The sequence below is a fragment of the Arenibacter antarcticus genome (assembly GCF_041320605.1).
In the GTDB taxonomy this organism is placed as follows: Bacteria; Bacteroidota; Bacteroidia; order Flavobacteriales; family Flavobacteriaceae; genus Arenibacter; species Arenibacter antarcticus.
The window spans coordinates 1593050-1618879 of sequence record NZ_CP166679.1 but is presented as its reverse complement, the minus strand read 5'-3'; the positions used below and the strand labels follow the sequence as shown (position 1 = coordinate 1618879).

Here is a 25830-nt window from a genome sequence, read left to right as displayed (position 1 = left end):
CGCCCTTCGAGTTTGTGTTATGGGGTAGCGAATTCGTAATCCCCAAAAGCTTCCAAGACCTCATCAAAGGCAGCAAAAACATCCTGTGAGTGATCACTGGTCACCATTTTCATTCGGTACTCCTTAAAATTGGGGATCCCCTTAAAATAGTTGGTATAATGCCTTCGGGTTTCAAATACCCCCAACTGCTCGCCTTTCCAATCTATGGCCATTTGTAAATGACGCCTAGCAGCGTCCACCCGCTCTTCCAAAGTTGGAGGTGCTGCATGCATTCCAGTTTTAAAATAGTGTTTTACTTCTTTAAAAAACCACGGATATCCAATACTTGCGCGACCAATCATAGCGCCATCCAAACCATAGTCATCCCGCATTCTCATCGCCATTTCGGGGGTATCTACATCACCATTCCCAAAAACAGGAATATGCATTCGTTGGTTGTTCTTTACATCAGCTATAGGTTTCCAATCTGCTTCTCCCTTGTACATTTGCACCCTAGTCCTTCCGTGAATAGATATGGCCTTGCACCCTACGTCCTGTAACCTTTCTGCTACCTCAACAATTTTAATAGAATCGTGGTCCCATCCCAAACGTGTTTTTACAGTAATAGGAAGCTTGGTGTGTTCTACCATGGCCTTGGTCAAGGAAACCATAAGGTCTATGTCTTTTAAAATACCTGCACCAGCTCCTTTAGACACCACTTTTTTTACGGGACAGCCAAAATTGATATCGATGATATCCGGACCTGATTTTTCAACTATTTCTACGGATTGCAACATGGAATCCAGGTTAGCTCCAAAAATCTGAATCCCCACCGGTCGTTCCTTTTCATAGATATCTAACTTCATAACACTCTTGGCGGCATCGCGTATAAGTCCTTCCGAAGATATAAACTCAGTATACACCACATCGGCTCCCTGCTCCTTACACAAGGCGCGGAAAGGTGGGTCGCTTACGTCCTCCATTGGGGCAAGCAATAAAGGGAAATCCGGTAATTGTATGTCTCCTATTTTAGGCAAAATGGTTCTCTATTTAATTTTGGACTGCAAAATTACTGAAAAAATTGTTAATCCAATACTAGGGGACTGGAAATCAGTATTTAGGATATAGGGCAAAGGATGAAGTACAAAGTATTAAGTACCAAGTATTAAGTACAAAGTAGGGAGTCAGGAAGTCTCTCCCTCGGGCAGGCCCCAGAACACGAACTTTAGCAAACATAAGAATGGGGGTCTTTATGGAAATCAGGCCTTTACATGATTAGTTAGATGGTTGTATTGAGATTTCTTTATTAAGAAAAAATAGTGACCAGTTAACCACCTTTAAGGAACCCTTAACTAATCAGCCTGTATTATAGAGTATCTTTGCCGGTCCAAAATTTGATAAATTATCCTATAATGAAAGGGGAAACCAATACTAAATTATCGAATAAAGGGGTCAAAAAAATAAACTTTGACCTTGTTTTAATAGTATTGGGAATCCTATTTATCGCAGCCAATTTGCGGGCTCCCATCACTTCGGTAGGTCCTGTAATCACGGAAATATCCGAAACCCTAAATCTGTCCCCTGCTTTTATAGGCCTACTTACGACTATTCCTTTAATTTCCTTTGCTTTACTATCGGCCTTTGCCCCTAAGGTAGCCAGAAAAACAGGTTTAGAACGACTACTTCTATACTCCTTATTGCTTTTAGCCATTGGATTGTTTATCCGCTCCATAGGAAATGTTCCATTTCTATTTGCAGGAGCGGCCCTTATCGGTGCCGCCATTACGGTGGGTAATGTACTAATGCCAGCCTATATAAAAAAGATGTTTCCCAATAAAGTAGGCATTGTTACCGGCATGTATTTGGTTTCCATGAACTTTACCTCTGCCCTAGCTGCCGGCTTTAGTATTCGTATCGGGCAAGTCAGTGGTATGGGGTGGCAAGGTTCTATAGGTATTTGGGGAGTATTGGCCCTGATCACTTTCTTTATCTGGTATCCTCAGGTCAAAAAATCACCTATTGTTGCTGCACAAGGCAAAAGGACTTCCTCTAGAGCCCTGTGGAAATCGCGTTTGGCATGGAATATCGCAATTTTTATGGGCCTTCAGTCGCTTTTGTTCTATTGTTTGGCTGCCTGGCTACCAGCCATTTTACAAAGTTGGGGGATGTCTGCCGATCGTTCTGGATGGATGCTCTCGTTTATACAGATGGCCCAATTGCCCATTATGCTTATAGGCCCTATTCTTGCAGCACGAATGAAAAATCAGCTTTCATTGGTATGGATAACCTTCATTTTACTGATTCTAGGATTGGCAGGTATTATTTTTGGAAAGACCCTCTTTATAATTCCTTCCGTAATCAGTATCGGCATTTCCCTTGGTCTGGCGTTTACCCTAGCCATGATGTTTATGGTGCTTCGTACTAAGACCACCTCAGAATCGGCAGAGCTATCTGGGATGTCACAAACAGTAGGGTATATTATTGCAGCTTGTGGCCCTCCATTGTTTGGAGCTCTTTTTAGCTTAACCGATAACTGGTACGTTCCCTTGACACTATTGGTGATCGCGGCAATTGTATTGTTCGTGGTGGGATTAACCTCAGCAAAGGACCAATACGTATAGGACCAACAGCAGCATCTCACCAAAATAAATTTTCCGTTAGGAGGTGTTACAACCTATCCCTTTCTTCAGTGTCTTTGTCCTTGTAATTGGAATTAATTTTCATGTTTCCAAAATTGTACCTAAAGCCTAGGGTAAGGGTACGGCTGTCGGGTCTGTAAAGTGATATATTGTACTGATCCCCATAATTTCGGGTATTATACAACTTAAACTGATTAAAAAGATCGCTTACGGTTAGGCTCACATTCGCTTTTTTGCCCCAAATATTCTTTTTTATGGCAACTTCCCATTCCTTGTATTCCTCCTGTTTAGAATTACCAACAACAATTGGGGAAACATAGGTGAAGTTTAAGTTTGCGGTAAGAGACCTATCCTCTAAGAATGTAAAATTGTTTTGGAATTGTAGTAATAACGTCCACATACCATTATCTATTTTGGACCTAGTATCCCTGTCATTAAAACGATCGGCAGCATAGAAATAGGAAGACAAAAAATAGGTATCCCATGATTTTACAATCTCCTTTCTATAAATAAAATCCAAACCATAGGCCAATTCGCGATCTAAATTATCTGTGGTGAAGCGCAATAGCTTACTTTCATTATCCTGAAAAGTAAAAATGGTGATACTATTTTTATGGTATCGATAAAATAGCTCAAAGGTATAATCCTTATTATAGGTATACCCTAAAATGACCGAATTCTTATACGAAGGCCGCAAGTCTACATTCCCTTCAATGACCGAGTTATTACTCTGAAAAACCTGAAAAGGGTTAATCTTATTGTATTCGGGCCTAATAATACTTCTTTTGAAATTTAACCCAAATCGATGCTTTTGACCAGGGGTAAATTGAAAGTAAACCGTGGGAAACAATTCCAAATAATCGTTCCCAATTTTAGTGTTGTTCAGATTAAAATCGCCTTTGGTTTTAGTGTATTCTGCCCTTACACCCGACTTAAAGGACCAATTCTTCCATTTGGTATCCATACTGGCATAGGCGGCATAAATATTCTCATCATATATAAAATTTCCATCTTCCGTTGGGTCTATTCCGGGCTGATTGCGATTAAAGCCCTGTTGTGAAATATGGCTTTCAGAACTTGTAAGCGCGTACTTGATACCAGTTTCAAAATTTAATTTTTGCCCTAATGGCGTGCTGAAATCGGCTTGAAGACTATATAAGTTGGTACGTTGCCTATTTATTGTACTAAAATCGTTATCATCAACTATGGTTCCAGATTCATCATAAAAATCGGTTTCCAACTGTTGATCTTTATCATAATCATAATAGGTAAAATGGGCATTGAGGGTAAGTAGGGCACCTTTATCATTCAGTTTGTTGTCATAATCCAAATAAAACGCAGTATTAATAGTGGAGAATTCCGAATCGTTTTTAGTAAAAAAGCCAGTGGTGTTGGGGCTATTGGGTTCTCTAATTACGGTTTCCGAATAATCCTTTGAATTATAATCGGGAGTTATCGTCGCAATAGAGGAAAAGCTGATCGTATTACGGTCATCTAAGGCATAGTCCAAGAAGACACTGGCATTATGCTTTTTGCTCCAATCTACAACCTCCAAATTGGAAATCCAAGTATCCGTTACAGCCCCATTTTCCATAAAATTGGTGATATCCGTATAATTGGTAAGTTGCTTTTTATCGCTATAGCTGTAATTAAACGAAGTTTGAAACTTTTCTCCCTTAAAATAATGATTGGTCCCCAAAGTATGTTGTGGAAAAGTACCTTGAGTATACCTATTAAAAACAGCGCCGTTATAACCTGCAATCAAATTCTTTTTCATTATGATGTTAATCATAGTACCCCCTTCGGCGTCATATTTTGCAGGGGGAGAAGTAATGACCTCAATGGACTGCACTCCATTAGCCGAGGTTCCGTTTAAAAGATTCAGAATATCTTCGGGAGGAAGGTTTACTTTTTTATCGTTAATAAGAACCTGTACTCCTTTTTCTCCCTTTACCGTTATTTCATTATTCATGATAAAAACACTGGGGGTACTTTTTAGAACCTCCCAGAGGTTAGATTCTGAAAGTGCCGTATTCTCAATATTAAAAACAAGTCGGTCTACCTTTTGTTGCAGCGTAGGTTTTTGGAAAACTACCACTACCTCATTTAACGATTGGGCCTTGCTATCCACATGAATTTGCCCTATATCCAGATCAGAAGTTAACTGTACTCTTTTAAAGTCAGAGTTATTCCCCATATAACTGGCTTTTATAAGGTAGGTGGCAGGGGAAATATTATCAAAGAAAAATCCCCCCCCTTCATCAGAAACCGACCCCTTAACAAAACTGGTATCTACAATTTTGTACAACAGTAAATTTGCAAATGAAACCTCAGATTGGTCAGTGTGAATTACTTTTCCGGAAATTTTAAATTCTTGTGCAAAAATGGGAAGGCAAAATAGAAGGAAGATGAAAAAAGCAGATTTATAATTATTCACAAAAACAGCTTAATAGGTTAAAAACCTAAAGTTAACACATTATTAACAACCCACAAGATTAATCTCTATTCCCTGTAGTAAAAACCAACAATGTCTCTGTCGATATTTTAATGTGGATAAAAATATCTAAAAAATTTATATTATTCATACAACCTCCTAAGAGACTGTGCGATTTTTAATTTAAAAATCATTGATAAAGCCTATCTTTGCGCATGTTTACCAGTCTAAGGTGCTACTTTAATAGCAGACCAAGGGAAAATGGGATACTGACACGCTGAGACAAATTCAGTGTATGTAAATTTGGCATAGATGAAAAACATAAGGAACTTTTGCATTATTGCACATATTGATCACGGGAAAAGCACACTGGCAGATAGATTGCTAGACTTTACCGGATCGGTGACGGAGCGCGAAAAACAAAACCAACTTTTGGATAGTATGGATCTTGAACGGGAACGTGGGATCACCATTAAAAGCCATGCCATTCAAATGGATTACGAATACCAGGGAGAAAAATATATTTTAAACCTGATTGACACTCCTGGGCACGTAGATTTTTCCTATGAGGTATCTCGTTCCATCGCCGCCTGTGAAGGGGCATTATTAGTTGTAGATGCAGCACAGAGTATACAAGCTCAGACAATTTCTAATTTATATTTGGCCTTGGGCAACGATTTAGAAATCATCCCTGTCCTAAACAAAATAGATCTTCCAAGTGCCAATCCAGAAGTGGTAAAGGATGATATAGTAGATCTTTTGGGCTGTGCCCGTGAGGATATTATCCCCGCATCTGCCAAATCTGGCTTGGGAATAGAAGAAATCCTAACAGCTATTATAGAGCGCATTCCCGCACCAAAAGGAAATCCGGAAGAATCGCTACAAGCATTAGTGTTCGATTCCGTTTACAATCCGTTTAGGGGAGTAGAAACTTATTTCAGGGTCATCAATGGTGAAATTAAAAAAGGCCAAAAAATAAAATTTGTAGCCACCAATAAAGACTACTTTGCTGATGAAGTGGGGACCTTAAAGTTGGTTCAACATCCCAAGCAATCTATAAAAACTGGGGATGTAGGCTATCTAATTACCGGAATAAAGGACGCAAGGGAAGTAAAGGTAGGGGATACCATAACCGATGCTGCCAGTCCAACAAAGAACGCAATTGGAGGGTTTGAAGATGTAAAACCCATGGTTTTTGCCGGTATCTATCCAGTAGATACTGAGGATTATGAAGAGCTTCGTTCCTCCATGGAGAAATTACAGCTTAATGATGCCTCTCTGGTTTTTATCCCAGAAAGTAGTGCAGCACTAGGTTTCGGTTTCCGTTGTGGGTTCTTGGGAATGCTCCATATGGAAATTATTCAAGAAAGATTAGAGCGGGAGTTTGATATGACCGTAATTACAACGGTTCCCAACGTAAGTTATCACGCCTTTACACGGAAAAACCCCGAAGTACCGATTATCGTAAATAATCCCTCAGATTTGCCAGATCCTTCTACTTTGGACCATGTAGAGGAACCCTATATTAAGGCTACCATAATTACCAAGGCAGATTTCGTGGGCAACGTAATGTCCCTTTGTATAGATAAAAGGGGACTAATTACCAATCAGACCTATTTAACTACCGAAAGGGTTGAGCTGAATTTTGATATGCCATTAGCAGAAATTGTGTTCGATTTTTACGATAGGCTAAAAACGGTTTCCAAAGGATACGCTTCTTTTGACTATACCCCAATTGGAATGAGGACTTCCAAATTGGTGAGGGTAGACATCTTGCTGAACGCACAACCAGTAGATGCCCTATCGGCATTGATCCACGCCAATAATGCCGCTGATATTGGTAAAAAAATGTGTGAAAAACTTAGGGAGCTAATTCCCAGACAACAGTTTGACATTCCTATCCAAGCGGCTATCGGGGCTAAAATTATTTCCAGAGAAACCATTAAGGCCTTAAGAAAAGATGTTACTGCCAAATGTTATGGTGGGGATATTTCCAGAAAAAGAAAACTGCTGGAAAAACAGAAAAAAGGTAAGAAACGAATGAGACAGGTTGGTAATGTAGAGATTCCACAAGAAGCATTTATGGCCGTACTAAAACTGAACGACTAATGCCTACAACTACCACAGCTTGGAAACTTAATGCCATATTATTATGTGGTCTATTTTTACTAATCGGTTGTGGTGGTTCCAAAAATGTCTCTTTGGAGGCGAGTGGTTGGAATCTAATCTGGGAAGAAAATTTTGATAAAGATAATTTCTTGGATCCAGCCAAATGGAACGTCATAGAAAGAAATACAGCCGACTGGGGCAACTATATGTCCCCAAATGAAGATTGTATCCATATAAAGGACGGAAAACTGTATCTACGTGGTATTATAAACCCGGATCAATCTAAGGACACCGTGCCCTATTTAACCGGTGGTGTATCTACTAAAGGGAAATTCGCTTATCAATACGGAAAAATAGAAATAAAAGCCAAATTAGAAAGTGCCCAAGGGGCATGGCCTGCTCTATGGATGTTGGCAGACCAACCAAAATATGGAGCCTACCCAAGGAATGGGGAAATAGACCTTATGGAACGCTTAAGTTTTGAAAAACAGATATATCAGACTATTCACTCCTATTATACTCTAGAATTAAAGCAAGATTCCATTCCCCCCCGTTTTACCACGGTAGCTGTTGATCCAGAAAAATATAATGTATACGGTATGGAATGGTTCCCCGATAAATTGGTATTCACCCTAAACGGAAAAGAGACCTTTACCTATCCTAAATTAGAGGATGTAGATCCTAGTCAATGGCCTTTTGACCAACCCTTCTACTTTATGTTAGACATGCAATTAGGTGGTTCCTGGGTAGGAGAAGTAGCCCCTAAAGACCTACCAGTACAAATGATCATAGATTGGGTGAAAGTATATCAATAGCCACTAGCGCCCTTAATAGCATTTGCCTTTACTGCGCAGATGAACCTTTAAAACCCTTTTACCGATCAAGGAATAGGCGCGTTTTATCTATAATGTAAGTTTAAATTTCTTCCTTCTCCGAAGCTATCATTTCCTTTTCTCCCTCCTGTTCTACCTCCATTTTTTTGCCAAGATACACCAGTTTACTTCCTTCTTCTACATCTTCCAAATTGCTGCTAAAAGATGTAAGAATCTTTAAATCCCCATTCAAACTTTTAAAGAACAAGGGAACAATATCTCTATCTGCTTTGGTGATTTCTATTAATCCTTTGTAGTTTTTTTTGTCTTTCACTTCTATTTCATGGATGGTTGGATATCTCCTTGCCGTTTCCGTTAACCTAATAAAATCATCCGTATGAGAAAACAACCCTTCTTTGGGATTATTATTGGGATCATTCATTTCCGCGGAATCAATCAACCTAAAGGCTCCATTTTCCCCAAATTCCTTTTTATAGGTATTAATGGCGAAATTATTTATTTCCGAGTTTCCGGTAAGTGCCATTAAATATCCCACACCATTAAGTTCAAGATTATCTGTCAGCGAATCCGAATAAATATTGGCCGAAAACGCTTCTAGACCCATTGATATGGCTTTGTTTACATTGTTTTGGTTATTGTCTATCAACACTACTTGCCGCTTATTATCTTTCAAATAACTGGCGATCAATCTGGATACTTGAGAAGCACCAATAATCAGTATGCCTTCGGATTTCTTTAAAAATACACCTACCAATTTCGCAAACAGCCTTGCTGTCGTTGCATTGAGCAATACGGTCCCCAAAACAATCATAAATACCAAGGGCGTAATATATTCTGCCCCCGCTTCCCCTCTGGAAATTAGTTTGGATCCGAAAAGCGAGGCAATACCTGCCGCAACTATTCCCCTTGGTCCTACCCAGCTAATAAATAATTTATCATTCAGTTTAAGATTAGATCCAATGGTACTTAAAAACACCCCTAAAGGCCTTAAAACAAAAACCACAATGGCAAAAATAGCAAGCGTCTCCCATCTAAGAAGCAGCTGAAAATCCGATATATTGATATTAGCCGCAAGCAGGATAAACAGAATGGAAACTAAAAGAACACTTAATGATTCTTTAAAATACAACAGCTCCTTTAGGTTGGGCAAATTGGAATTGCCCATAACCATTCCCATGATAACCACTGCCAAAAGTCCAGATTCGTGGGCAAAGGAATCGGATACTACAAAAACAAGAAGTACCACGGAGAGAGATACCACGTTTAAAAGATAATGTGGTACAAAATTCTTTTTTATGATGTAGATCAGGCCATGGGCAAAGGTAAATCCGAAGGTAAGTCCAAAAAGCAAAATCTTTCCAAATTCTATAAGAGCGGTTACCGTATAACCCTGTCCCTCGCCCACACTAATGAACTCGTAGACCAAAACGGCAGCCAATGCTCCCAAAGGATCTATTAAAATTCCCTCCCATTTCAATACCGCAGAAAGATCGTTCTTAAGGGGTATATTCCTCAAAATCGGGGTAATAACCGTAGGGCCCGTTACAATAATCAAAGCAGAGAACAAAAAGGATATTTGCCATGTAAGATCAAAAATAAAATGCGTCGCAAATCCGGCTCCCAAAAAAGTAACCAAAGACCCAATCGTTATTAATTTTGTAATAACTGGTCCTACATTGGCTACGTCTGCACGTTTAAGGGTCAATCCTCCTTCAAAAAGAATAATACTTATGGCTAAGGAAACGAAATAGTAAAGACTTTCGCCAGGAAATAGACCATTTTCCCCATTCCAGACCGGCTCTATTAATTTTGTACCAGTTCCGGTAAACAAGGTGGCAACGGGACCTACTAAAAGGCCTATAAGGATTAGGGGCAAAATGGCCGGTAATTTAAAACGCCATGCTACCCATTGTGCTATAATCCCAAGAACGACTATTCCTGCTAGTTCTACCATAAATATATTTGCGGCAATATAAGTTTTATAAAACAAAAAAATTGCCCAATATCTAAAAAAACTTAGCTCATTTATATGAAATAAACGCTTAAGGAGCTTAAAAATAACTGTATTGCTAGCCTAAATTTTAAAATAAATTCCATTTAACCAGCCTAACATTTTCTATGGGTTGCTTTGTCAATTAGCATTATTTAGGTATTTTTCAGTTTTCCAGATTTAAACCAATATCCTATGGCAGAATTGCAAATTTTAAATCTTTTACTTGTTTTAGTTGCCGCCTGGGTGGGGGGTATGTTGGCAAAGCGTGTAGGTTTTCCTCCCATACTTGGCGAATTGTTGATAGGGATCTTACTGGGGCCTGCACTATTGGGCGTTTTGGAGACTTCTGAAGCTCTCAATACGTTGGCAGAAGTGGGTATCCTCTTCCTTATGGCCTATATAGGAATGGAGATCAATTTTAAAGATCTAGGAAAAGCCTCTTGGGCAGGATTGCTTGCCGCCATTGGAGGATTTGTGGTTCCTTTTATATTGGGTTACTATACCATCATATGGTTTGATGGCACCAACATTTCCGCACTTTTTGTAGCTATTGCAGTAGGGGTAACCTCCCTTGCCACAAAGAGTCGGATTTTGGTAGACCTGAAGCTTTTGGATACCAGAATTGCCTATGTGCTCATGGCCGGAGCACTGATATCTGACACCTTGGCCCTGATTATTTTTGCAGGAATCATTGGTTTTGTGGACAGTGGTAGTGTAAACGCGGTTGGATTGAGTTGGGTGGCTGGAAAAGCAATTTTATTCTTTGCCTTTGCCGCCTTAATCGGAATTTATTTTTTCCCCGTTTTAGGGAAATTGTTATCCAAGGCAAAATCAATAAACCGTACCTTCCATTTTACCATAATGGTAATCATTGTTCTCGGCTTTTCGGAACTTGCAGAACTCGCTGGTCTCCACGGTATATTAGGTGCATTTATGGCTGGACTCTTTATTAGAGACGGAGTGTTTTCCCGACAAGTATTCAAAGAAGTTACTGGCGTTTTTCATGACATGTCCATTGGATTCCTAGCACCTATATTCTTTGTTACCGCCGGCTTTCATGTTAGCTTGGAGGTCTTTCAGACAGATTTATTGCTATTGATCTTAATTATTCTGGGAGCCGTGGTAGGAAAAATTGTGGGAACCGCATTGTTTTATTTGCCCAGTGGCCACGGATGGAGAGAAGGACTTACTATAGGAACCGGAATGAACGGTAGGGGAGCCGTAGAAATTATAATTGCAGGAATAGGCCTTCAAATGGGAATCATCTCCACAGAAATATTTTCAATTCTAGTATTTATGGCCATTTCCACCACCTTGACCGTTCCACTACTTCTTACCTGGACCACCAATTGGCTGAGAAAAAGAGGGGAATTGGTAATGCAGGATGCTAGAAATGGGTACCTAATACTAGGGGCAAACCCCTTGGGAATATATATTGCCAAACAGCTTCAGGAACACAATGAAGTAGTCTTAATTGATGCTAACAAAGACCTAGTTAATGAAGCCAATGAGCAAGGAGTAACTGCAATTCACGGAAATGGATTAAAAGAGGAAACTTTTCATTTGGCCAATGCAATTAACAAAAAGACCTTTATAGCCTTAACGGGAAATAGTGAAATCAATTTGCTCGCTACTCAATTGGCAAACAATTCATTCTATATCCCCAATAAAATCGTTCTAATGTCACCTGGCGAAAACGGAGCGGGTTTAAACCTTTTAGATCCCATGAATGCCTCTTCCATGTTTGCAAGTAAAACCGATATGACACCTTGGGCCTATAAAATCTCTGCCAACGAATTTAAAGAGAAAATAGCACAAGTAGACGGCAATTGTACCACAAGGGAATGGGTAAAACAAAACGGTAAAAATCAGGATATCCTTCCTGTTTTAATTATGGATGAATCTGGACACAAACGCCCCTTCCATTACCAGGATAGCATAAGCGCCAAGGAAAAGGTTATTTATCTGGAATAGCAGGTTTTACAACAATCTAAATCGATAGAAATGTTAAAAAACCACTAATAAAATAGGGTTTTCAAGAATAAGCCTACTCCTTTTACTAATTTGCACGGATTAACTATTTTCCATGAAATTATACCCCATAGAAGCAGGAAATTTTAAATTGGACGGTGGGGCCATGTTCGGTGTTGTACCCAAATCGATATGGAACAGGACCAATCCAGCCGATGCCAATAATATGATCGATCTAACGGCCCGATGCCTCTTGATCGAAAATGGAGATCGATTGATCCTGATCGATACTGGAATGGGCACTAAACAATCGGAAAAATTCTTTAGTTACTATTACCAATGGGGCGATCATTCCCTAGACCGTTCCCTAAAGAAGTACGGTTTTCATAGAGATGATATTACCGATGTATTTATGACCCACCTACATTTTGATCATTGTGGGGGGAGTGTGCAATGGAACAAGGATAGAACAGGCTATGAACCTGCCTTTAAAAATGCGATTTTCTGGACCAATGAAGCACATTGGGAATGGGCCACCAAACCCAATGAACGAGAAAAGGCCTCCTTTCTGACCGAAAATTTACTGCCCATGAAAGAAAGTGGACAGTTAAGATTTATAACTAGGAACGAGAATAATTTTATCGAAAAATCAGAGCTCGATTTTGGGATTTTGTTTGTGGATGGGCATACGGATAAACAAATGTTACCGCATATTACCTATCAGAACAAGACCTTGGTATTTGTGGCAGATCTGCTCCCTACTGCTGGCCATATTCCACTACCCTATGTAATGGGCTACGATACCCGCCCCTTGTTAACACTTTCCGAGAAAGCACAATTTTTGGAAACTGCCGTGAAAAATGATTATTATCTGTTTATGGAACACGATGCCCATAACCAAATCTGCACCTTGCAAACCACGGAAAAAGGAGTGCGTTTAAAAGAAATACATACCTTTGACCATCTTTTTGACTAATATGATCTACCCAGTCCGTTTTTTTATAGGAATTACTTGCCTTTTAGTGCTTACTAACTGTAGCGACACACAAAAATATAGCAGTGATTTTACCGCGGAACATGTTTTCACCAAAGGAGTAGAAGGTCCGGCAGTAAACGCTAATGGCGATCTTTTTGCCGTTAATTTTAAGGAAGAAGGTACCATAGGAATCGTAGACCAAAATGGCAAAGGAAAAATATACCTAAAATTGCCCGATGGAAGTATAGGAAACGGGATACGTTTTGACACAGAGGGGAATATGTTTATCGCCGATTATAAGGGCCATAAAGTGTACAGGATTAAAAAGGGAACCAAAATACCTGAGGTCTGGGCCCAAGATTCCACCCTTACTCAACCCAACGACCTAGCCATTGCACCAAATAATACGATCTACCTTAGCGATCCCAATTGGGAAGAAGGCAGTGGAAGGATTTGGATGGTAGATCACTCCAAAAAAATAAGGCTTTTGGAAGACAATATGGGAACTACCAACGGAATAGAGGTCAGTCCCGATGGCCTTAAATTATATGTGAACGAGTCCCTACAACGCAAGGTATGGGAATACGACATTAAAGCCGACGGAACCTTGCACCAAAAGAAAGAATTCATTGTTTTTGACGATTTTGGTCTGGACGGCATGCGATGCGATAGTATGGGAAATCTATACATTACCCGATACGATAAAGGAACCGTTGTAGTAGTAAATAAAGTCGGAAAAATAATACAGGAGATTCAGCTAAAAGGAAAAAAACCCTCCAATATCGCATTTGGGGGCAAAGACGGTAAAACCTGTTTTGTAACGATGGCCGACCGAGGTTGTATAGAGTCCTTCCAAGCAGAATACCCTGGCAGATCATTCAATAAAATCTAATAATTTAACTAAACAATAAATGACAATGACATTAAACAAAACAATGTTGGCTCTTTCGGCCTCCTTTCTTCTTTTTGGTTGCGGTGGAACCGCCCTTGTTTCAACCCCAATTGAAAATATAGATACACTCCCTCTAAAAACTTCAGAACTAGCTGAGGTTGAGAAAAAAAACTGGGGTCATTTAGACCTGCTTACGGATACCATCCCTGGAATGAGTGTAGACAAGGCCTATTCTGATATACTTCAAAACAAAAAAGGGGAAAGAGTCATTGTAGCCGTATTAGATGCAGGAATGGACCTTACCCATGAGGATCTGGTAAATGTATTGTGGGTGAACGAGGGAGAGATTCCTGGAAACAACAAGGACGATGACAACAATGGTTATGTAGATGATGTCCATGGGTATAATTTTTTGGGAGATTCCTATAACGAGCAATTGGAAATGACCAGAATCGTTTCCCTTAAACTAGGAGATGCGGCACTTCAGGCAGAAGCCAAGTCTAAACTGGATAAAGATTACCAAAAAGCGCTTCAAAACAAGCAGCGGTATGAGCAAATATATCAAGCTGTGAAAAATGCGGATTCGGAAGTAAAAACACTTTTAGGTAAAGACAACTACTCCAAAGAGGACCTTGCAGCTATAAAAACTGAAAACGAGGCCATGCTCGGGAATGTTGGGATTTTAACTCAAATGTTGAGTATTAAAGATTCTATTTCAGAAGTATTGGAGGAATTGAATAGTGGTATTACGTATTTCTCTGACCAACTCAATTATAATTTAAATCTAGATTTTAACGGCCGAACCATTGTAGGGGATGACCCCTATGACATTACCGACACCAAATACGGTGATGGAAATCCACAAAGCAGACAGGAAGATGAAAGTCATGGTACCCATGTTGCCGGTATTATTGCTGCGGAAAGAAATAACGGAAAAGGTGCCAACGGAGTGGCAAACAACGTGGCAATTATGAGCATCCGTGCCGTACCCAATGGCGATGAATACGATAAGGATATTGCCTTAGGTATTAGATATGCAGTAGACAATGGTGCAAAAATCATCAACGGTAGTTTTGGTAAGTCATTTTCTCCAAATGCGGAATGGGTGTATGACGCCATTAAATACGCTGCGGAAAATGATGTTCTTTTTGTGCATGCCGCAGGGAATTCCAGCGAAGATCTAGATAATCCAAAAAATCCTAATTTTCCTAACGATCAAATTAATAACGGTCCTGAAATGGCCGATAATGTTATTACCGTTGGTGCTTTGAACAGCAAGTACGGATCGGAAATGATAGCATCCTTTTCCAATTACGGAGCCATAAACGTAGACGTTTTTGCACCAGGAAATGCAATTTATTCTACAATGCCTGGGAACAAGTACGATTTTCAAGGTGGAACTTCCATGGCAGCTCCTGCTGTTGCTGGAGTTGCGGCGCTAATTATGTCGTACTATCCTGATTTAACCGCATCACAGGTAAAGAAAATAATTATGCAGTCTGGACTTACCACTAAAGCTAAAGTGATAGTAGGAGGTGATTCTGATACGCCAAAGAGTTTTAAAGAAATCTCTAAATCCGGAAAAATGGTAAATGCATATAACGCCCTAATTATGGCCGAGGCCGTATCTAAAGGCAAGCTTAAATTACAATAAAAATGAAACACTATAAAGGACTTTTAGTAGGGTTAATCGTTGCCCTTATCGGGTTGACCTCTACCTTAGAGGCCCAAAGCAATACTACCTATTGGCAACAACATGTAGATTACACCATGGACGTTACCATGGATGTAAAGAATTACCAATTTTCCGGGACACAAAAATTGGTGTATACCAACAACTCACCAGACGAATTGTCACGAGTATTTTACCATCTCTATTTTAACGCCTTTCAACCGGGAAGTGAAATGGATATGCGCCTACAAAGTATCCCTGATCCAGATGGAAGGATGATGCATGAAGGGAAAAGTAGAATTTCTACCTTGACTCCAGAGGAAATTGGGTATTTACGTATATCCTCCCTCAGTCAGGATGGGCAACCGCTTACCTATAAGGAAGAGGGGACCATTTTAGTGGTTCAGCTCAACAAACCTATTCCTGCAGGTGGCAAGGTTACTTTTGATATGTCTTTTAAAGGGCAGGTACCCTTACAAATTAGACGTAGTGGCAGAAATAGTGAAGAAGGGGTGGCCTTATCCATGAGCCAATGGTATCCAAAAATGGCGGAATTCGATTTTGAGGGCTGGCATGCCGATCCCTATATTGCCCGTGAATTTCATGGGGTATGGGGCGACTATGATGTAAAGATAACCTTGGATAAAAAGTACACCCTTGGAGGCACTGGCTACCTGCAAAATTCGCAAGAAGTTGGTCATGGTTATGAAACACCGGGATCTAAAGTGAAAAAGGTAAAAGGTAAAACGCTTACCTGGCATTTTAAGGCCCCACAGGTACACGATTTTATGTGGGCAGCCGATCCAGATTATATACATGATACGGTACAGATGGAGAACGGTCCAACCTTACATTTTCTATATAAAAACGATAAGGAGATACTAGAGAACTGGAAAAAATTGCAACCAAAAACAATGGAAGCAATGGAGTTCTTTAATAATAACCTAGGGGAATATCCTTATGACCAATACTCCGTAATTCAAGGCGGGGACGGAGGTATGGAATATGCTATGGGAACACTCATTACCGGAGGCAGAAAGTTGGGAAGCCTAGTAGGGGTAATGGTCCATGAGTTGGCCCATTCCTGGTTTCAACAGGTACTGGCTACCAACGAAACCAAACACGAATGGATGGACGAAGGCTTTACCTCTTTTATTTCCAGTTTGTGCATGAACCAAATAATGGATCAGGAAAAGGTGAATCCTTTTGAGGGATCCTACAATGGGTATTACAAACTGGTTGAATCTGGTAAGGAATTACCACAGACCACCCATGCAGATCGTTACGATCTTAATTTTTCCTATGGCATCGCAGCCTATAGCAAAGGGGCCATCTTCCTCTCCCAATTGGGGTATGTAATTGGGCAGGATAAGCTTATGGAAACCCTTCGCAAGTATTATGCGGATTTTAAATTTACCCATCCTACCCCAAACGATTTTATTAGAACGGCAGAAAAAGTAGCTAATATGGAGCTCAATTGGTACCTTACCGATTGGACTCAGACTACCAATACTATAGACTACGGCATAAAAGAAGTGGTAGCAGTGGGAGAAAAAACAAAGGTAAGTATGGAGCGCATTGCTTCCATGCCTATGCCCCTAGATATATTGGTTATCTACAATGACGGTACCCAAGAAACCTATTACGCCCCTTTACGGATGATGTACGGTGAAAAGGATAATCCATATCCAAGCCTTAAGAGAACCGTATTGCCAGATTGGCCGTGGGCGTACGCCAACTATGATTTTGAGATTAACAAACCTTTAAATAGCATCAAAGCTATTGTATTGGACCCATCACAATTGATGGCGGACGTGAATTTGGAAAATAATTTCTGGCAGGCGAATCAAACCTCAGAATAAGGATTACCAAAATAATTGATATAGGGATACAGGGATTTTACCATATAACTTGGCGAAAAATTCCTTATCCCTATTTTATTTTTAATATCAACAATGACACTTCACCCAATATACGGTAAATTGCAATCCATTAATAGTGCCTTTTTCTAATGACAAACCATTCCGGATCAGCATGGAAATGATTATATGACCCAACCTATACACCCCGTTCCCATCAGAGACAAAATAATTATGGAGCCGCAAAAATTTACTTTCCCAAAAAAAGAAAAACTGAAGAGCAAAAAATTAATTGAGAAGTTATTTGCTGAGGGAATGACCGTTACCCAATATCCAATAAGGCTCATTTACCTAAAGACCACACTAGAGGACGATGCCAAAATTAAGGCAGGGGTAACCGCATCTAAAAGAAATTTTAAAAGTGCCGTAAAAAGAAATCGTATAAAAAGATTGATGCGGGAAGGGTATAGGCTTAACAAACACCTAATTTGTAACAACATGGAAAGCAACTTTGCGTTTATGTTTTTATATCTTGGTAAGGAGATGCCCGTACAGACCAAAATAACGGATACAATGATCCGATTATTAAATAAATTTAAGGCTGAAAACGCAAAAGGGATAAAATAAAAAAAATGAAGATGAAAAGGATATTATTAAAGCGAGTACTTATTCCAGTTATTGCCGTTGCTTTTTTAATTGCTGGAAGTAGCTTCAAGGGCGATTTTTTTGAAATTGCCAAACAAATAGAGATTTTCACCACCCTCTTCAAGGAGCTGAACATGAATTATGTGGATGAAACCAATCCGGCAGAACTCATGGATATCGCCATAAAGAACATGCTGGAAGAATTGGATCCCTATACTAAATTCCTTAATGAACAAGATGTAGAGACCTTTAAAATTAACAATAAAGGAGCGTATTCTGGAATAGGGGCCTTGGTACGCAACTATAAGGATAAAATACTAATTGTGGAACCTTATCAGAATTATCCAGCGGATAAGGCAGGCCTAAAGGCAGGAGATGAAATAATTAAGATAGGAGATATTACCATTGCCAATATCAAGGAAGATGCGGACGAACTTCTCAAAGGAGCTAATAATACCAGTGTAGAGGTCACCTTCATAAGGCAGGGGGAAACCAAGTCTGCAATCATAAATAGGGAGGCCATAGAAGTCGATGCCGTACCATTTTATAAGCTGATCAATGACAATACTGGTTATATTGTTTTATCAAAATTCAATCAAAAAGCAACGGAACAAACCAAGGCCGCGTTATTGGATCTAAAAAATAATGGAGCCAGCAAGATTATATTAGATTTAAGGGATAATCCTGGTGGATTATTGACCGAAGCCATCAATGTTACCAATCTATTTATTCCCAAAGGAGAACTTGTGGTAACCACCAAATCCAAGGTAAAAAAGTTTAATAGGGAATACAAGACCACCAAACAGCCAGTAGATATAGAAATACCGTTGGTTGTCTTGGTAAATGGGAGGAGTGCCTCTGCCAGTGAAATAGTTTCGGGAAGTTTACAGGATTTGGATAGGGCGGTCATTGTAGGTGCCAGAAGTTTTGGAAAAGGATTGGTACAACGCCCATTAAAGCTTACTTATGGTACCCAATTAAAAGTCACTATCTCCAGATATTATACTGCCTCGGGAAGGTGTATCCAATCCTTGGACTATTGGAACAGAGATGAAGCCGGAAATGCGATAAAAAATACACAATTTAGGGATTTTACCACCAAAAACGGACGTAAGGTTCAGGATGGAGGAGGTGTTTTACCCGATATAGAAATTACCACTTCCAAAACCAATGCACTTACCCAAGCCCTTATGGAAAACAACTTAATCTTTGATTTTGCTACTGATTATTATTTTAAAAACAGTTTGAATACTGTAGCTGATCTCAGTTTTGGGGAAAGTGACTATCAAAATTTTAAGACCTATGTTGCCAACAGTAGTTTTGATTTTGAAACCAAAGCAGAAAAGGCTTTAAAAGAAGCCATGGCAACTGAGGAGAGCACCCTTTTTGGTTCGGAAGTGACCGATAATTACAAATCACTTTTAGCAGCCATGCATAAGGGTAAGACCGCTGCTTTGGATAAGTATAACGCGGAAATTAAAAAGAATTTAGAGGATGAGATCCTAAAAAGATACTTTTACAGAAACGGATTATACGAATTTCATGTCAATAACGATGAAGCCATCCTAGCCGCAACAGCATTGCTAAATGACAATTCAAAATACAGGGAAATCTTAAGATAGATAGAGCTACTTACCATTAAATATAGTCTTCCTTATACCTTAAAATACACCTTCTTTTTATCTAGAAAATAGGTAATATACCAAAAGATAAATAGTACCAAAAGGGAATTGATAACTAGGATTATACCGTCATTAATCCCCATAGGAGCTAATATCCCTTTGGAAAAAATTAGTCCAAAACCCCTAAACCACTGTGTTCCCACGGTTTCCGCAAACAAATAGATGAAAATGGAATTGGTTCCAACCACAGAAAAAATACGGAGCCATTTGTTCTTATGTCCCAAAATATCTATCCACCAATAAAATAAGGCCAAGGTAAGTAGGGCCCAACCTCCCGAGACCAACGCAAATGAGGTAGTAGCGATCCGTTTTATAATAGGGGTTATTCCCGTGAGATCTAGACCATAACCCACAACCAATAAAATACCGCCCCAAAGTAAAAGTGGATTTAATTTCTCCTTGATAGACCTAGCAGAAAGCAATAATTGTCCACAAAGAACGCCCATAATAGTATGTACCGACGTAGGTAGAAAATTAATGGTTACCCAACCTCCACCATTTAATTTACCCATCACTAACATATCTGTCCAAGACCCAAAATTGGTTCCTTTTTCAAAAGGATCTTGAGGGTTGTACGCCCGGTACAAGATTTCGGTAAGCAATAAAATTCCAAAACATATAAAAATTTGAGTCCTGTGTGGTAAGGACATAATCATGTAGGCTATCGCAATGGTGAACGCCAATTGTACCAGTACGTTCCATAATTCCCAGACTAGAGCCTGACTGTAGACACAGTGCAACAACACCCCAAAGGCAAACAACAACAGACATCGTTTTACAATATGCGTAGTTACTTCTTTCTTGGTTTGAGTAGCCAACCGCTTTCTTAACGAAAAAGGCATTGCAACTCCAACTATAAACATAAAATAAGGCTGGATAAGGTCCCAAAAACGCAACCCGTTCCAAGGGTGGTGATGCAACTGCTGTGCCAGAGGGTCCCAAAATTTGTTTCCTGAGGTCAGATCCCCAAAACTCCCATGAAATCCCGCAGCTTCGGCAATCAACAAAAACATGGTCAGTCCACGAAATACATCTAAAGAAAACAATCGTTGGGTACTAGGGAGGTTGATTCTGTTCATTTAAAAACGATAAAATTAATTTTTAATACTATCCTCATCTTGAAAATCGTAAAACTTAGGTTTGGTTGGAATCACTTCCTCTGTCCGCCCATTCAGACAGAAAGTAGTAACAATGTAGTGATTATATGTTAGGTAGAAAATGGGTTCTGCCCAAACTTTATCCTCAACTTGGCGAATCTTGCTCAATTAAGCTTACTTTTCTTAATTTGCAGGAGAATGGAGTCCATTTTAAAAGGATTGAATTTAAAAATGGATTAATGTAGTAATGTGAAAATAGAAACATAATTTTAATACAACAATTAATTATAATACAGAAAAGCTAAAAAAATGAAAACCTTAAAAACATTGGTGGTAGGTTGTGGTAATATGGGGATTTCCCATGCCAGGGCCTATCATAAACTATCTGAATTTGAAATAGTGGGATTGGTGAGTAGAAATCCTGAAAGTAGGGAGCGACTATCCAAGGAATTGGGGGGATTGCCTACATTTTCAGATTTTGAAACTGCCTTGAAGGAAACTAAACCAGATGTGGTCTCTATAAATACCTATCCCGATACCCATGCCCAATACGCAAAAAAAAGCCTAGAGGCTGGGGCCCATGTCTTTGTGGAAAAACCATTGGCGTTAACCGTAGAGGAAGCACGGGAACTGGTTGCCCTGGCCAAGGAAAAAAATAGAAAAATGGTTGTAGGATATATACTTAGGGTACATCCTTCATGGACCAAGTTTGTAGAAATGGCCCGAGGTTTAGGAAAACCACTGGTCATGAGAATGAACTTAAACCAACAAAGTTCTGGCGACCATTGGTATACCCATAAGCAACTGATGAACTCCATGTCTCCCATTGTAGACTGCGGGGTACATTACGTAGATATTATGTGTCTAATGACCCAGTCCAAACCCATTAGCGTAAGTGCCATTGGAGCCCGTTTAACCCAAGAAATAGATGCCAAAATGTATAATTATGGTCAGTTACAGGTGAGGTTCGAAGATGGTTCCGTTGGTTGGTACGAAGCAGGATGGGGACCTATGATGAGCGAAACAGCAGTCTTTATAAAAGATGTTATAGGACCCAAAGGGGCAGTATCTATTGTAGACGAAAATAAAGGGGAATCTCAGGACGTAGAGGGGCATTCAAAAACCGGTAGCCTTATAATCCATCATAGCGAATTAAACGCGGAAGGGAAATTTGTAAAAAAAGACCAGCAAATCCCAACCGAAGACGAACCCGATCATGATGGCTTATGTCTCCTAGAACAGGAGTATCTCTTAAAAGCCATTGAGGAAGACCTAGACCTAACGGATCATTTAAACGATGCAGTGAACAGTTTAAAAATTGTATTGGCTGCGGACGAATCTGTGCGAACGGGGAAAACCATAATTTTATAAAAATAGGGAGCATACTTTTATTTTGATCGTTTCCATAGTCCACAACTACTAAAACAGTGGTTTTTAAACATAATTCAGCCCCCTTGCATTTCTATTAAATAATAGAAATGCAAGGGGGCTGAAACCTTATCAACTAATCTTTAAAAACAGGAGTTTTTGCCAATTCTATTAAACCATCCATTGGTTCCTTTAGGTACCTATTGGAGCGTAAGTACCTATTGAGGTTATATTCATCAAAATTATCAGCGGATGAATCTACACTGCTTATAAGAACCCTTCCCGAAGAATGAATAAATTCATTATTTCCAATCCACATTCCAACATGTATTACCCGTTCTTTAGTAGAATCCGTCGGTGGTTTTCCAAAAAACAGGAGATCCCCTGGCAACAGCTTATCAAAGTCCCTGTCTTTATCAACAGCCTTTCCCGTATGTATTTGCTGGGAGGCATCTCTGGGAAGCACCATCCCATTCAGAAAATAAACGGTTTTGGTAAATCCACTACAATCTACCCCTTTGGTAGAAGTTCCTCCCCATAAATAGGGCACGCCCATTAATTTTTTTGAGGTACTCACCAAGGATTCTTGAGAGGGATCTAGGCCAGCCAACCAGACATCGTAATCCTGAGCATCATTTTTATTGATAAAGGCCATTCTACCATCGGGATATCGGATCTTAAAAAAATTATTTTCTTCACTTAAAAATTCTATCACCCCACCGGCTACCATATCGGAAACCACTTGAGAATTTTCATCAGGTTGGGAAAAGGACTGCCCCATTGTTTTGGTGAAAATAACTTTCCTTGTAGCTTTCCATTTCAAGAATTCCTCCTTGGACATTCGGGTAATTCCACCTCCGTCTACCCAAGAAAGATAGCGATCGGGAGTCTGTATTAAATACCAACTATCCACAGCCTTAAGGATTTCTACAGGTGTACCTAAAGTTGCTTGGGTTACCAATTCTGAAGAATGGGCTGGTTTCCCTCGTAAGTTTGCAACGGATATCTGTATAAGTCCATAAGTACGTCCCGCTAATTGGGTAGATGGTAAAAGCTCTATGCTATCGGTATAGATAATATGTTTTTGATTTAGCTTTTCCTTAAGGGCCTTAATGGCATCGGGAAGGTTGCTCTCTCCCTTTATTACCATTTCAGATCCTTGAGAGTTCAATTCCAAGTTGAATAAGGCTACCCGTTTATCCGGAGCAAATTCTTGTTTTGTTTCATCAACAAGTGAATTTATAACCTCCATATCCTTCTTGTGACCACTATGACAAGAAGTTGCCAAAACTATAAAAGATAACAATAAAAATACTTTACAACACTGCTGCATAAACTCTATTTTAAAGAAGGCTTTCTTCACATTATATAATAACATATTAAACACCGAATTGCCCGTAAGCCGATCCACATTATTTTACCTACTATTATTTTAATTTCGAAAATTATAAAATTTTATCCAGTAAAAGAAAATACAAATCTGAAATGCCTATTTATAAGCCATCCCAAACGGGTATTTAGTATAGAAAACGCGCTAATTGTGCGGGTAGTGGAAAAGTGTCTAACATTATGATAAAAAATACACCACTATTATATTTTAAGAATTGGGATCAAAATTTAGTATAGAAAAACATTTTATGTTAAAAATCTACTAAAACACTTAATATCAAGGTATTTCTATTGTATTGTACCTAATTTTTCATTACTTTACGATTATGATAAAAATAGAAAATTCCGAAAATGAGGCCTTCATTAAAAAGTCCATTTCCCATTTGGAGGCACATGGTTTTGAAAAAATAAAAGCGGATATTGAAGGTTATGATTGTCCTAAATCCTACCTAAAAAAAGGTAGTGATATAAAAATTACCCCCAATATAGTGGCCTTAAAAAACGGGAAAAAATATTATTTTGAAATTAGTTTAAAATCGGATCGACCCTTATTACTTAAATCCAAATGGCTTTTTTTGGATACTTTGAGCCGAATGAACTCTAACCGATTTAAAATAATTACCACGAAAGGACATTATAAATTTACGGACAGCATGTTGGAAGATATTAATCTTAGCGATAAAACTCCAATCAAGATTTGAGTTTATCCACAACAACACTTAATTAAAAAACACCGTTTGAACGGTGTTTTTTATTTTACAGCCATACTTGTCCACAACCCTCATTTTATGACCATAGCAATATGGGGAATACCATCTTCCAAATATTCCTTACCCGTCTGTACAAATCCTAGGGAATTATAAAATTTTAATAAATATTTTTGGGCTGAAATCCGTACGGGAATAGTGCCAAAATGCTCCTGAACAATTTGTAGGGAAGCCTCCATTATATCGCGTCCGTAGCCATACATTCGTTCCTCTTTCTTTGCTAATACCCTACCAATACTGGCTTCCTTAAAATAATCTCCTGGTCCAAAAATACGGGTATAGGCCACTAACTGGCCGTTCTTAGATCCCAACACATGGATCGCTATTCTATCCTTTCCATCCAAATCCTGATAAACACAATTTTGTTCTACCACAAAAACTTCGGAACGTAATTGTAACATTGTATATAGTTCCTCTGTGCTTAGCTCCTTAAAAGTCTTTATTTCTATAATCATTAGGGGCATGTTATAAAACAAGTGATTCAATGCTCAAAATTAATAACCAAAAATGGAGATTAGCATTATTTTTAGTGACCAAGTATAGGTACTGATTATAAGGAATCAAAAATTATTTGTTATAAACAGGGTATTTTTTCTATTCGTCTTTCATGGCGCCCACCTTCAAAGGAAGTATTTATAAACGTTTTCACCATATCCAAAGCTTGAGGCAATGAAATAAAACGGGCTGGTAAACTTAAAATATTGGCATCATTGTGTTCCCTCGCTAATTTCACAATTTCCGTATTCCAACAAAGAGCGGCCCTAATTTTCTGATGCTTGTTGGCAGTCATAGATACCCCATTACCACTACCGCAGATTAAAATACCAAGATCAGCATCACCACTTTCTACGTCTTTGGCCACTGGATGTACAAAATCTGCGTAATCTACACTATCTGAACCATTGGTACCGTAATTACTGACTTCTAAATCCATAGATTTTAACAATCCAATAATGGCAAGTTTATATTCAGTTCCAGCATGATCATTACCTATTGCTATTTTCATCCTTATAAAGCCAGTTTAAAATTAATAGAATATTTAAAACCTCTAATATTACATATAGTAAGGAATACAAATGTACAAATACCAATGGTTTCACCACAGAAACTAGGTTGTTAACAACAATTAATTAGAAATAACGTAACTGTATTGTTATTTAGTGGTTTAATAAAATTCACCTTTTGTTGATAAACAGCCGATAAAAAGTAACTACTAAATTTTTTATATTCATTAAAAAAGTGCCTTACAAAAGAATAAGGGAAATAAATAATTTACTTCTTAAATCTCTTAAAAAGATATCAAAGATAAAAATGAAGTAGTTAACACTATTTTAAACTTTACTTATCAATAATTTTATGTTTACATAGGTTATCAACAAGTATTGATAACTACATCAATACCTTGATTGCTATAGCTATCAATAGTCAATAAGATGTCGACAAACTTCTAAATCTACTCAGAGCAAGGATATCTTGATAATTTTATCCCCCTTATCAACACACTATCATAAACACCATTTATTTT

At 38.8% G+C, this 25830-nt stretch carries 19 protein-coding genes; 12 read left to right on the top strand and 7 right to left on the bottom strand.

Annotated elements, in window-relative coordinates:
- Positions 1–17: 17 nt before the first annotated feature.
- Positions 18–1016 carry a tRNA dihydrouridine synthase DusB gene (dusB, locus tag KCTC52924_RS06625; RefSeq protein ID WP_251807367.1) on the bottom strand — a complete coding sequence of 333 codons (999 nt, stop codon included), beginning with the start codon at positions 1014–1016 and terminating at the stop codon, positions 18–20.
- Between the two features lie 375 nt (positions 1017–1391).
- Between dusB and KCTC52924_RS06620 the strand changes: the two genes are divergently transcribed.
- Complete coding sequence (locus KCTC52924_RS06620) at positions 1392–2600, top strand: MFS transporter (RefSeq protein ID WP_251807369.1); 1209 nt, start codon at positions 1392–1394, stop codon at positions 2598–2600.
- 46 nt (positions 2601–2646) lie between these two features.
- Here the strand turns inward: KCTC52924_RS06620 and KCTC52924_RS06615 are convergent, their stop codons facing one another.
- The gene (locus tag KCTC52924_RS06615) at positions 2647–5055 is read right to left on the bottom strand and encodes an outer membrane beta-barrel family protein (RefSeq protein ID WP_251807371.1); all 2409 of its coding nucleotides are present in this window, start codon (positions 5053–5055) and stop codon (positions 2647–2649) included.
- A 309-nt stretch (positions 5056–5364) separates the two neighbouring features.
- Between KCTC52924_RS06615 and lepA the strand changes: the two genes are divergently transcribed.
- Complete coding sequence (lepA, locus tag KCTC52924_RS06610) at positions 5365–7161, top strand: translation elongation factor 4 (RefSeq protein WP_251807373.1); 1797 nt, start codon at positions 5365–5367, stop codon at positions 7159–7161.
- Positions 7161–7976, top strand: a complete 816-nt coding sequence (locus KCTC52924_RS06605; RefSeq protein WP_251807375.1) for a glycoside hydrolase family 16 protein — start codon at positions 7161–7163, stop codon at positions 7974–7976. Before lepA ends, KCTC52924_RS06605 begins: the two co-directional genes overlap by 1 nt.
- Positions 7977–8076: 100 nt before the next feature.
- Here KCTC52924_RS06605 and KCTC52924_RS06600 read toward each other — a convergent pair whose 3' ends face one another.
- Positions 8077–9948: a sodium:proton antiporter gene (locus tag KCTC52924_RS06600; protein WP_251807377.1), complete on the bottom strand. Its 1872-nt coding sequence runs from the start codon at positions 9946–9948 to the stop codon at positions 8077–8079.
- A gap of 231 nt (positions 9949–10179) precedes the next feature.
- Here KCTC52924_RS06600 and KCTC52924_RS06595 point away from each other — a divergent pair, with 231 nt between their 5' ends.
- The 7 genes from KCTC52924_RS06595 to KCTC52924_RS06565 all read left to right on the top strand — a co-directional run bounded on the left by KCTC52924_RS06595 (position 10180) and on the right by KCTC52924_RS06565 (position 19624).
- Positions 10180–11961, top strand: a complete 1782-nt coding sequence (locus KCTC52924_RS06595; RefSeq protein ID WP_251807379.1) for a cation:proton antiporter — start codon at positions 10180–10182, stop codon at positions 11959–11961.
- A 112-nt stretch (positions 11962–12073) separates the two neighbouring features.
- On the top strand, positions 12074–12934 hold the full coding sequence (locus KCTC52924_RS06590) for an MBL fold metallo-hydrolase (protein WP_251807380.1): 861 nt from the start codon (positions 12074–12076) through the stop codon (positions 12932–12934).
- Position 12935: 1 nt separating this feature from the next.
- Positions 12936–13826, top strand: coding sequence for an SMP-30/gluconolactonase/LRE family protein (locus KCTC52924_RS06585; RefSeq protein WP_285903385.1), 891 nt, complete (start codon positions 12936–12938; stop codon positions 13824–13826).
- A gap of 19 nt (positions 13827–13845) precedes the next feature.
- Entirely contained in the window at positions 13846–15480 is a 1635-nt protein-coding gene (locus KCTC52924_RS06580; protein WP_251807384.1) for a S8 family peptidase, read from the top strand.
- Positions 15481–15482: 2 nt separating this feature from the next.
- Positions 15483–17360 carry a M1 family metallopeptidase gene (locus tag KCTC52924_RS06575; protein ID WP_251807386.1) on the top strand — a complete coding sequence of 626 codons (1878 nt, stop codon included), beginning with the start codon at positions 15483–15485 and terminating at the stop codon, positions 17358–17360.
- A 186-nt stretch (positions 17361–17546) separates the two neighbouring features.
- Complete coding sequence (gene rnpA / locus KCTC52924_RS06570; protein ID WP_251807388.1) at positions 17547–17984, top strand: ribonuclease P protein component; 438 nt, start codon at positions 17547–17549, stop codon at positions 17982–17984.
- Positions 17985–17995: 11 nt separating this feature from the next.
- Positions 17996–19624 carry a S41 family peptidase gene (locus KCTC52924_RS06565; RefSeq protein WP_251807389.1) on the top strand — a complete coding sequence of 543 codons (1629 nt, stop codon included), beginning with the start codon at positions 17996–17998 and terminating at the stop codon, positions 19622–19624.
- A gap of 32 nt (positions 19625–19656) precedes the next feature.
- Here KCTC52924_RS06565 and KCTC52924_RS06560 read toward each other — a convergent pair whose 3' ends face one another.
- Positions 19657–20763 (bottom strand): acyltransferase family protein, encoded by a 1107-nt coding sequence (locus KCTC52924_RS06560; protein WP_251807391.1) that lies wholly within the window; start codon positions 20761–20763, stop codon positions 19657–19659.
- 327 nt (positions 20764–21090) lie between these two features.
- Between KCTC52924_RS06560 and KCTC52924_RS06555 the strand changes: the two genes are divergently transcribed.
- Entirely contained in the window at positions 21091–22152 is a 1062-nt protein-coding gene (locus tag KCTC52924_RS06555; RefSeq protein ID WP_251807393.1) for a Gfo/Idh/MocA family protein, read from the top strand.
- A gap of 133 nt (positions 22153–22285) precedes the next feature.
- On the opposite strand, the gene KCTC52924_RS06550 is transcribed toward KCTC52924_RS06555, so the two are convergent.
- Positions 22286–23482 (bottom strand): SH3 domain-containing C40 family peptidase, encoded by a 1197-nt coding sequence (locus tag KCTC52924_RS06550; RefSeq protein ID WP_251807395.1) that lies wholly within the window; start codon positions 23480–23482, stop codon positions 22286–22288.
- A gap of 382 nt (positions 23483–23864) precedes the next feature.
- Here KCTC52924_RS06550 and KCTC52924_RS06545 point away from each other — a divergent pair, with 382 nt between their 5' ends.
- Complete coding sequence (locus KCTC52924_RS06545) at positions 23865–24239, top strand: SLAP domain-containing protein (protein ID WP_251807397.1); 375 nt, start codon at positions 23865–23867, stop codon at positions 24237–24239.
- An 80-nt stretch (positions 24240–24319) separates the two neighbouring features.
- Here the strand turns inward: KCTC52924_RS06545 and KCTC52924_RS06540 are convergent, their stop codons facing one another.
- Positions 24320–24760, bottom strand: coding sequence for a GNAT family N-acetyltransferase (locus tag KCTC52924_RS06540; protein WP_251807399.1), 441 nt, complete (start codon positions 24758–24760; stop codon positions 24320–24322).
- 119 nt (positions 24761–24879) lie between these two features.
- On the bottom strand, positions 24880–25311 hold the full coding sequence (gene rpiB / locus KCTC52924_RS06535; protein ID WP_251807401.1) for a ribose 5-phosphate isomerase B: 432 nt from the start codon (positions 25309–25311) through the stop codon (positions 24880–24882).
- Positions 25312–25830 lie beyond the last annotated feature (519 nt).

Bases quoted from the DNA above. Each gene is read 5' to 3' on its own strand.
- KCTC52924_RS06605 (WP_251807375.1), top strand. From the start codon at position 7,161: ATGCCTACAACTACCACAGCTTGGAAACTTAATGCCATATTATTATGT.
- rnpA (WP_251807388.1), top strand. From the start codon at position 17,547: ATGACCCAACCTATACACCCCGTTCCCATCAGAGACAAAATAATTATG.
- KCTC52924_RS06575 (WP_251807386.1), top strand. From the start codon at position 15,483: ATGAAACACTATAAAGGACTTTTAGTAGGGTTAATCGTTGCCCTTATC.
- KCTC52924_RS06585 (WP_285903385.1), top strand. From the start codon at position 12,936: ATGATCTACCCAGTCCGTTTTTTTATAGGAATTACTTGCCTTTTAGTG.
- KCTC52924_RS06590 (WP_251807380.1), top strand. From the start codon at position 12,074: ATGAAATTATACCCCATAGAAGCAGGAAATTTTAAATTGGACGGTGGG.
- KCTC52924_RS06565 (WP_251807389.1), top strand. From the start codon at position 17,996: ATGAAAAGGATATTATTAAAGCGAGTACTTATTCCAGTTATTGCCGTT.
- KCTC52924_RS06620 (WP_251807369.1), top strand. From the start codon at position 1,392: ATGAAAGGGGAAACCAATACTAAATTATCGAATAAAGGGGTCAAAAAA.
- KCTC52924_RS06600 (WP_251807377.1), bottom strand. From the start codon at position 9,948: ATGGTAGAACTAGCAGGAATAGTCGTTCTTGGGATTATAGCACAATGG.
- rpiB (WP_251807401.1), bottom strand. From the start codon at position 25,311: ATGAAAATAGCAATAGGTAATGATCATGCTGGAACTGAATATAAACTT.
- KCTC52924_RS06545 (WP_251807397.1), top strand. From the start codon at position 23,865: ATGATAAAAATAGAAAATTCCGAAAATGAGGCCTTCATTAAAAAGTCC.
- lepA (WP_251807373.1), top strand. From the start codon at position 5,365: ATGAAAAACATAAGGAACTTTTGCATTATTGCACATATTGATCACGGG.
- KCTC52924_RS06555 (WP_251807393.1), top strand. From the start codon at position 21,091: ATGAAAACCTTAAAAACATTGGTGGTAGGTTGTGGTAATATGGGGATT.
- KCTC52924_RS06550 (WP_251807395.1), bottom strand. From the start codon at position 23,482: ATGCAGCAGTGTTGTAAAGTATTTTTATTGTTATCTTTTATAGTTTTG.
- KCTC52924_RS06560 (WP_251807391.1), bottom strand. From the start codon at position 20,763: ATGAACAGAATCAACCTCCCTAGTACCCAACGATTGTTTTCTTTAGAT.
- KCTC52924_RS06580 (WP_251807384.1), top strand. From the start codon at position 13,846: ATGACAATGACATTAAACAAAACAATGTTGGCTCTTTCGGCCTCCTTT.
- KCTC52924_RS06540 (WP_251807399.1), bottom strand. From the start codon at position 24,760: ATGATTATAGAAATAAAGACTTTTAAGGAGCTAAGCACAGAGGAACTA.
- KCTC52924_RS06595 (WP_251807379.1), top strand. From the start codon at position 10,180: ATGGCAGAATTGCAAATTTTAAATCTTTTACTTGTTTTAGTTGCCGCC.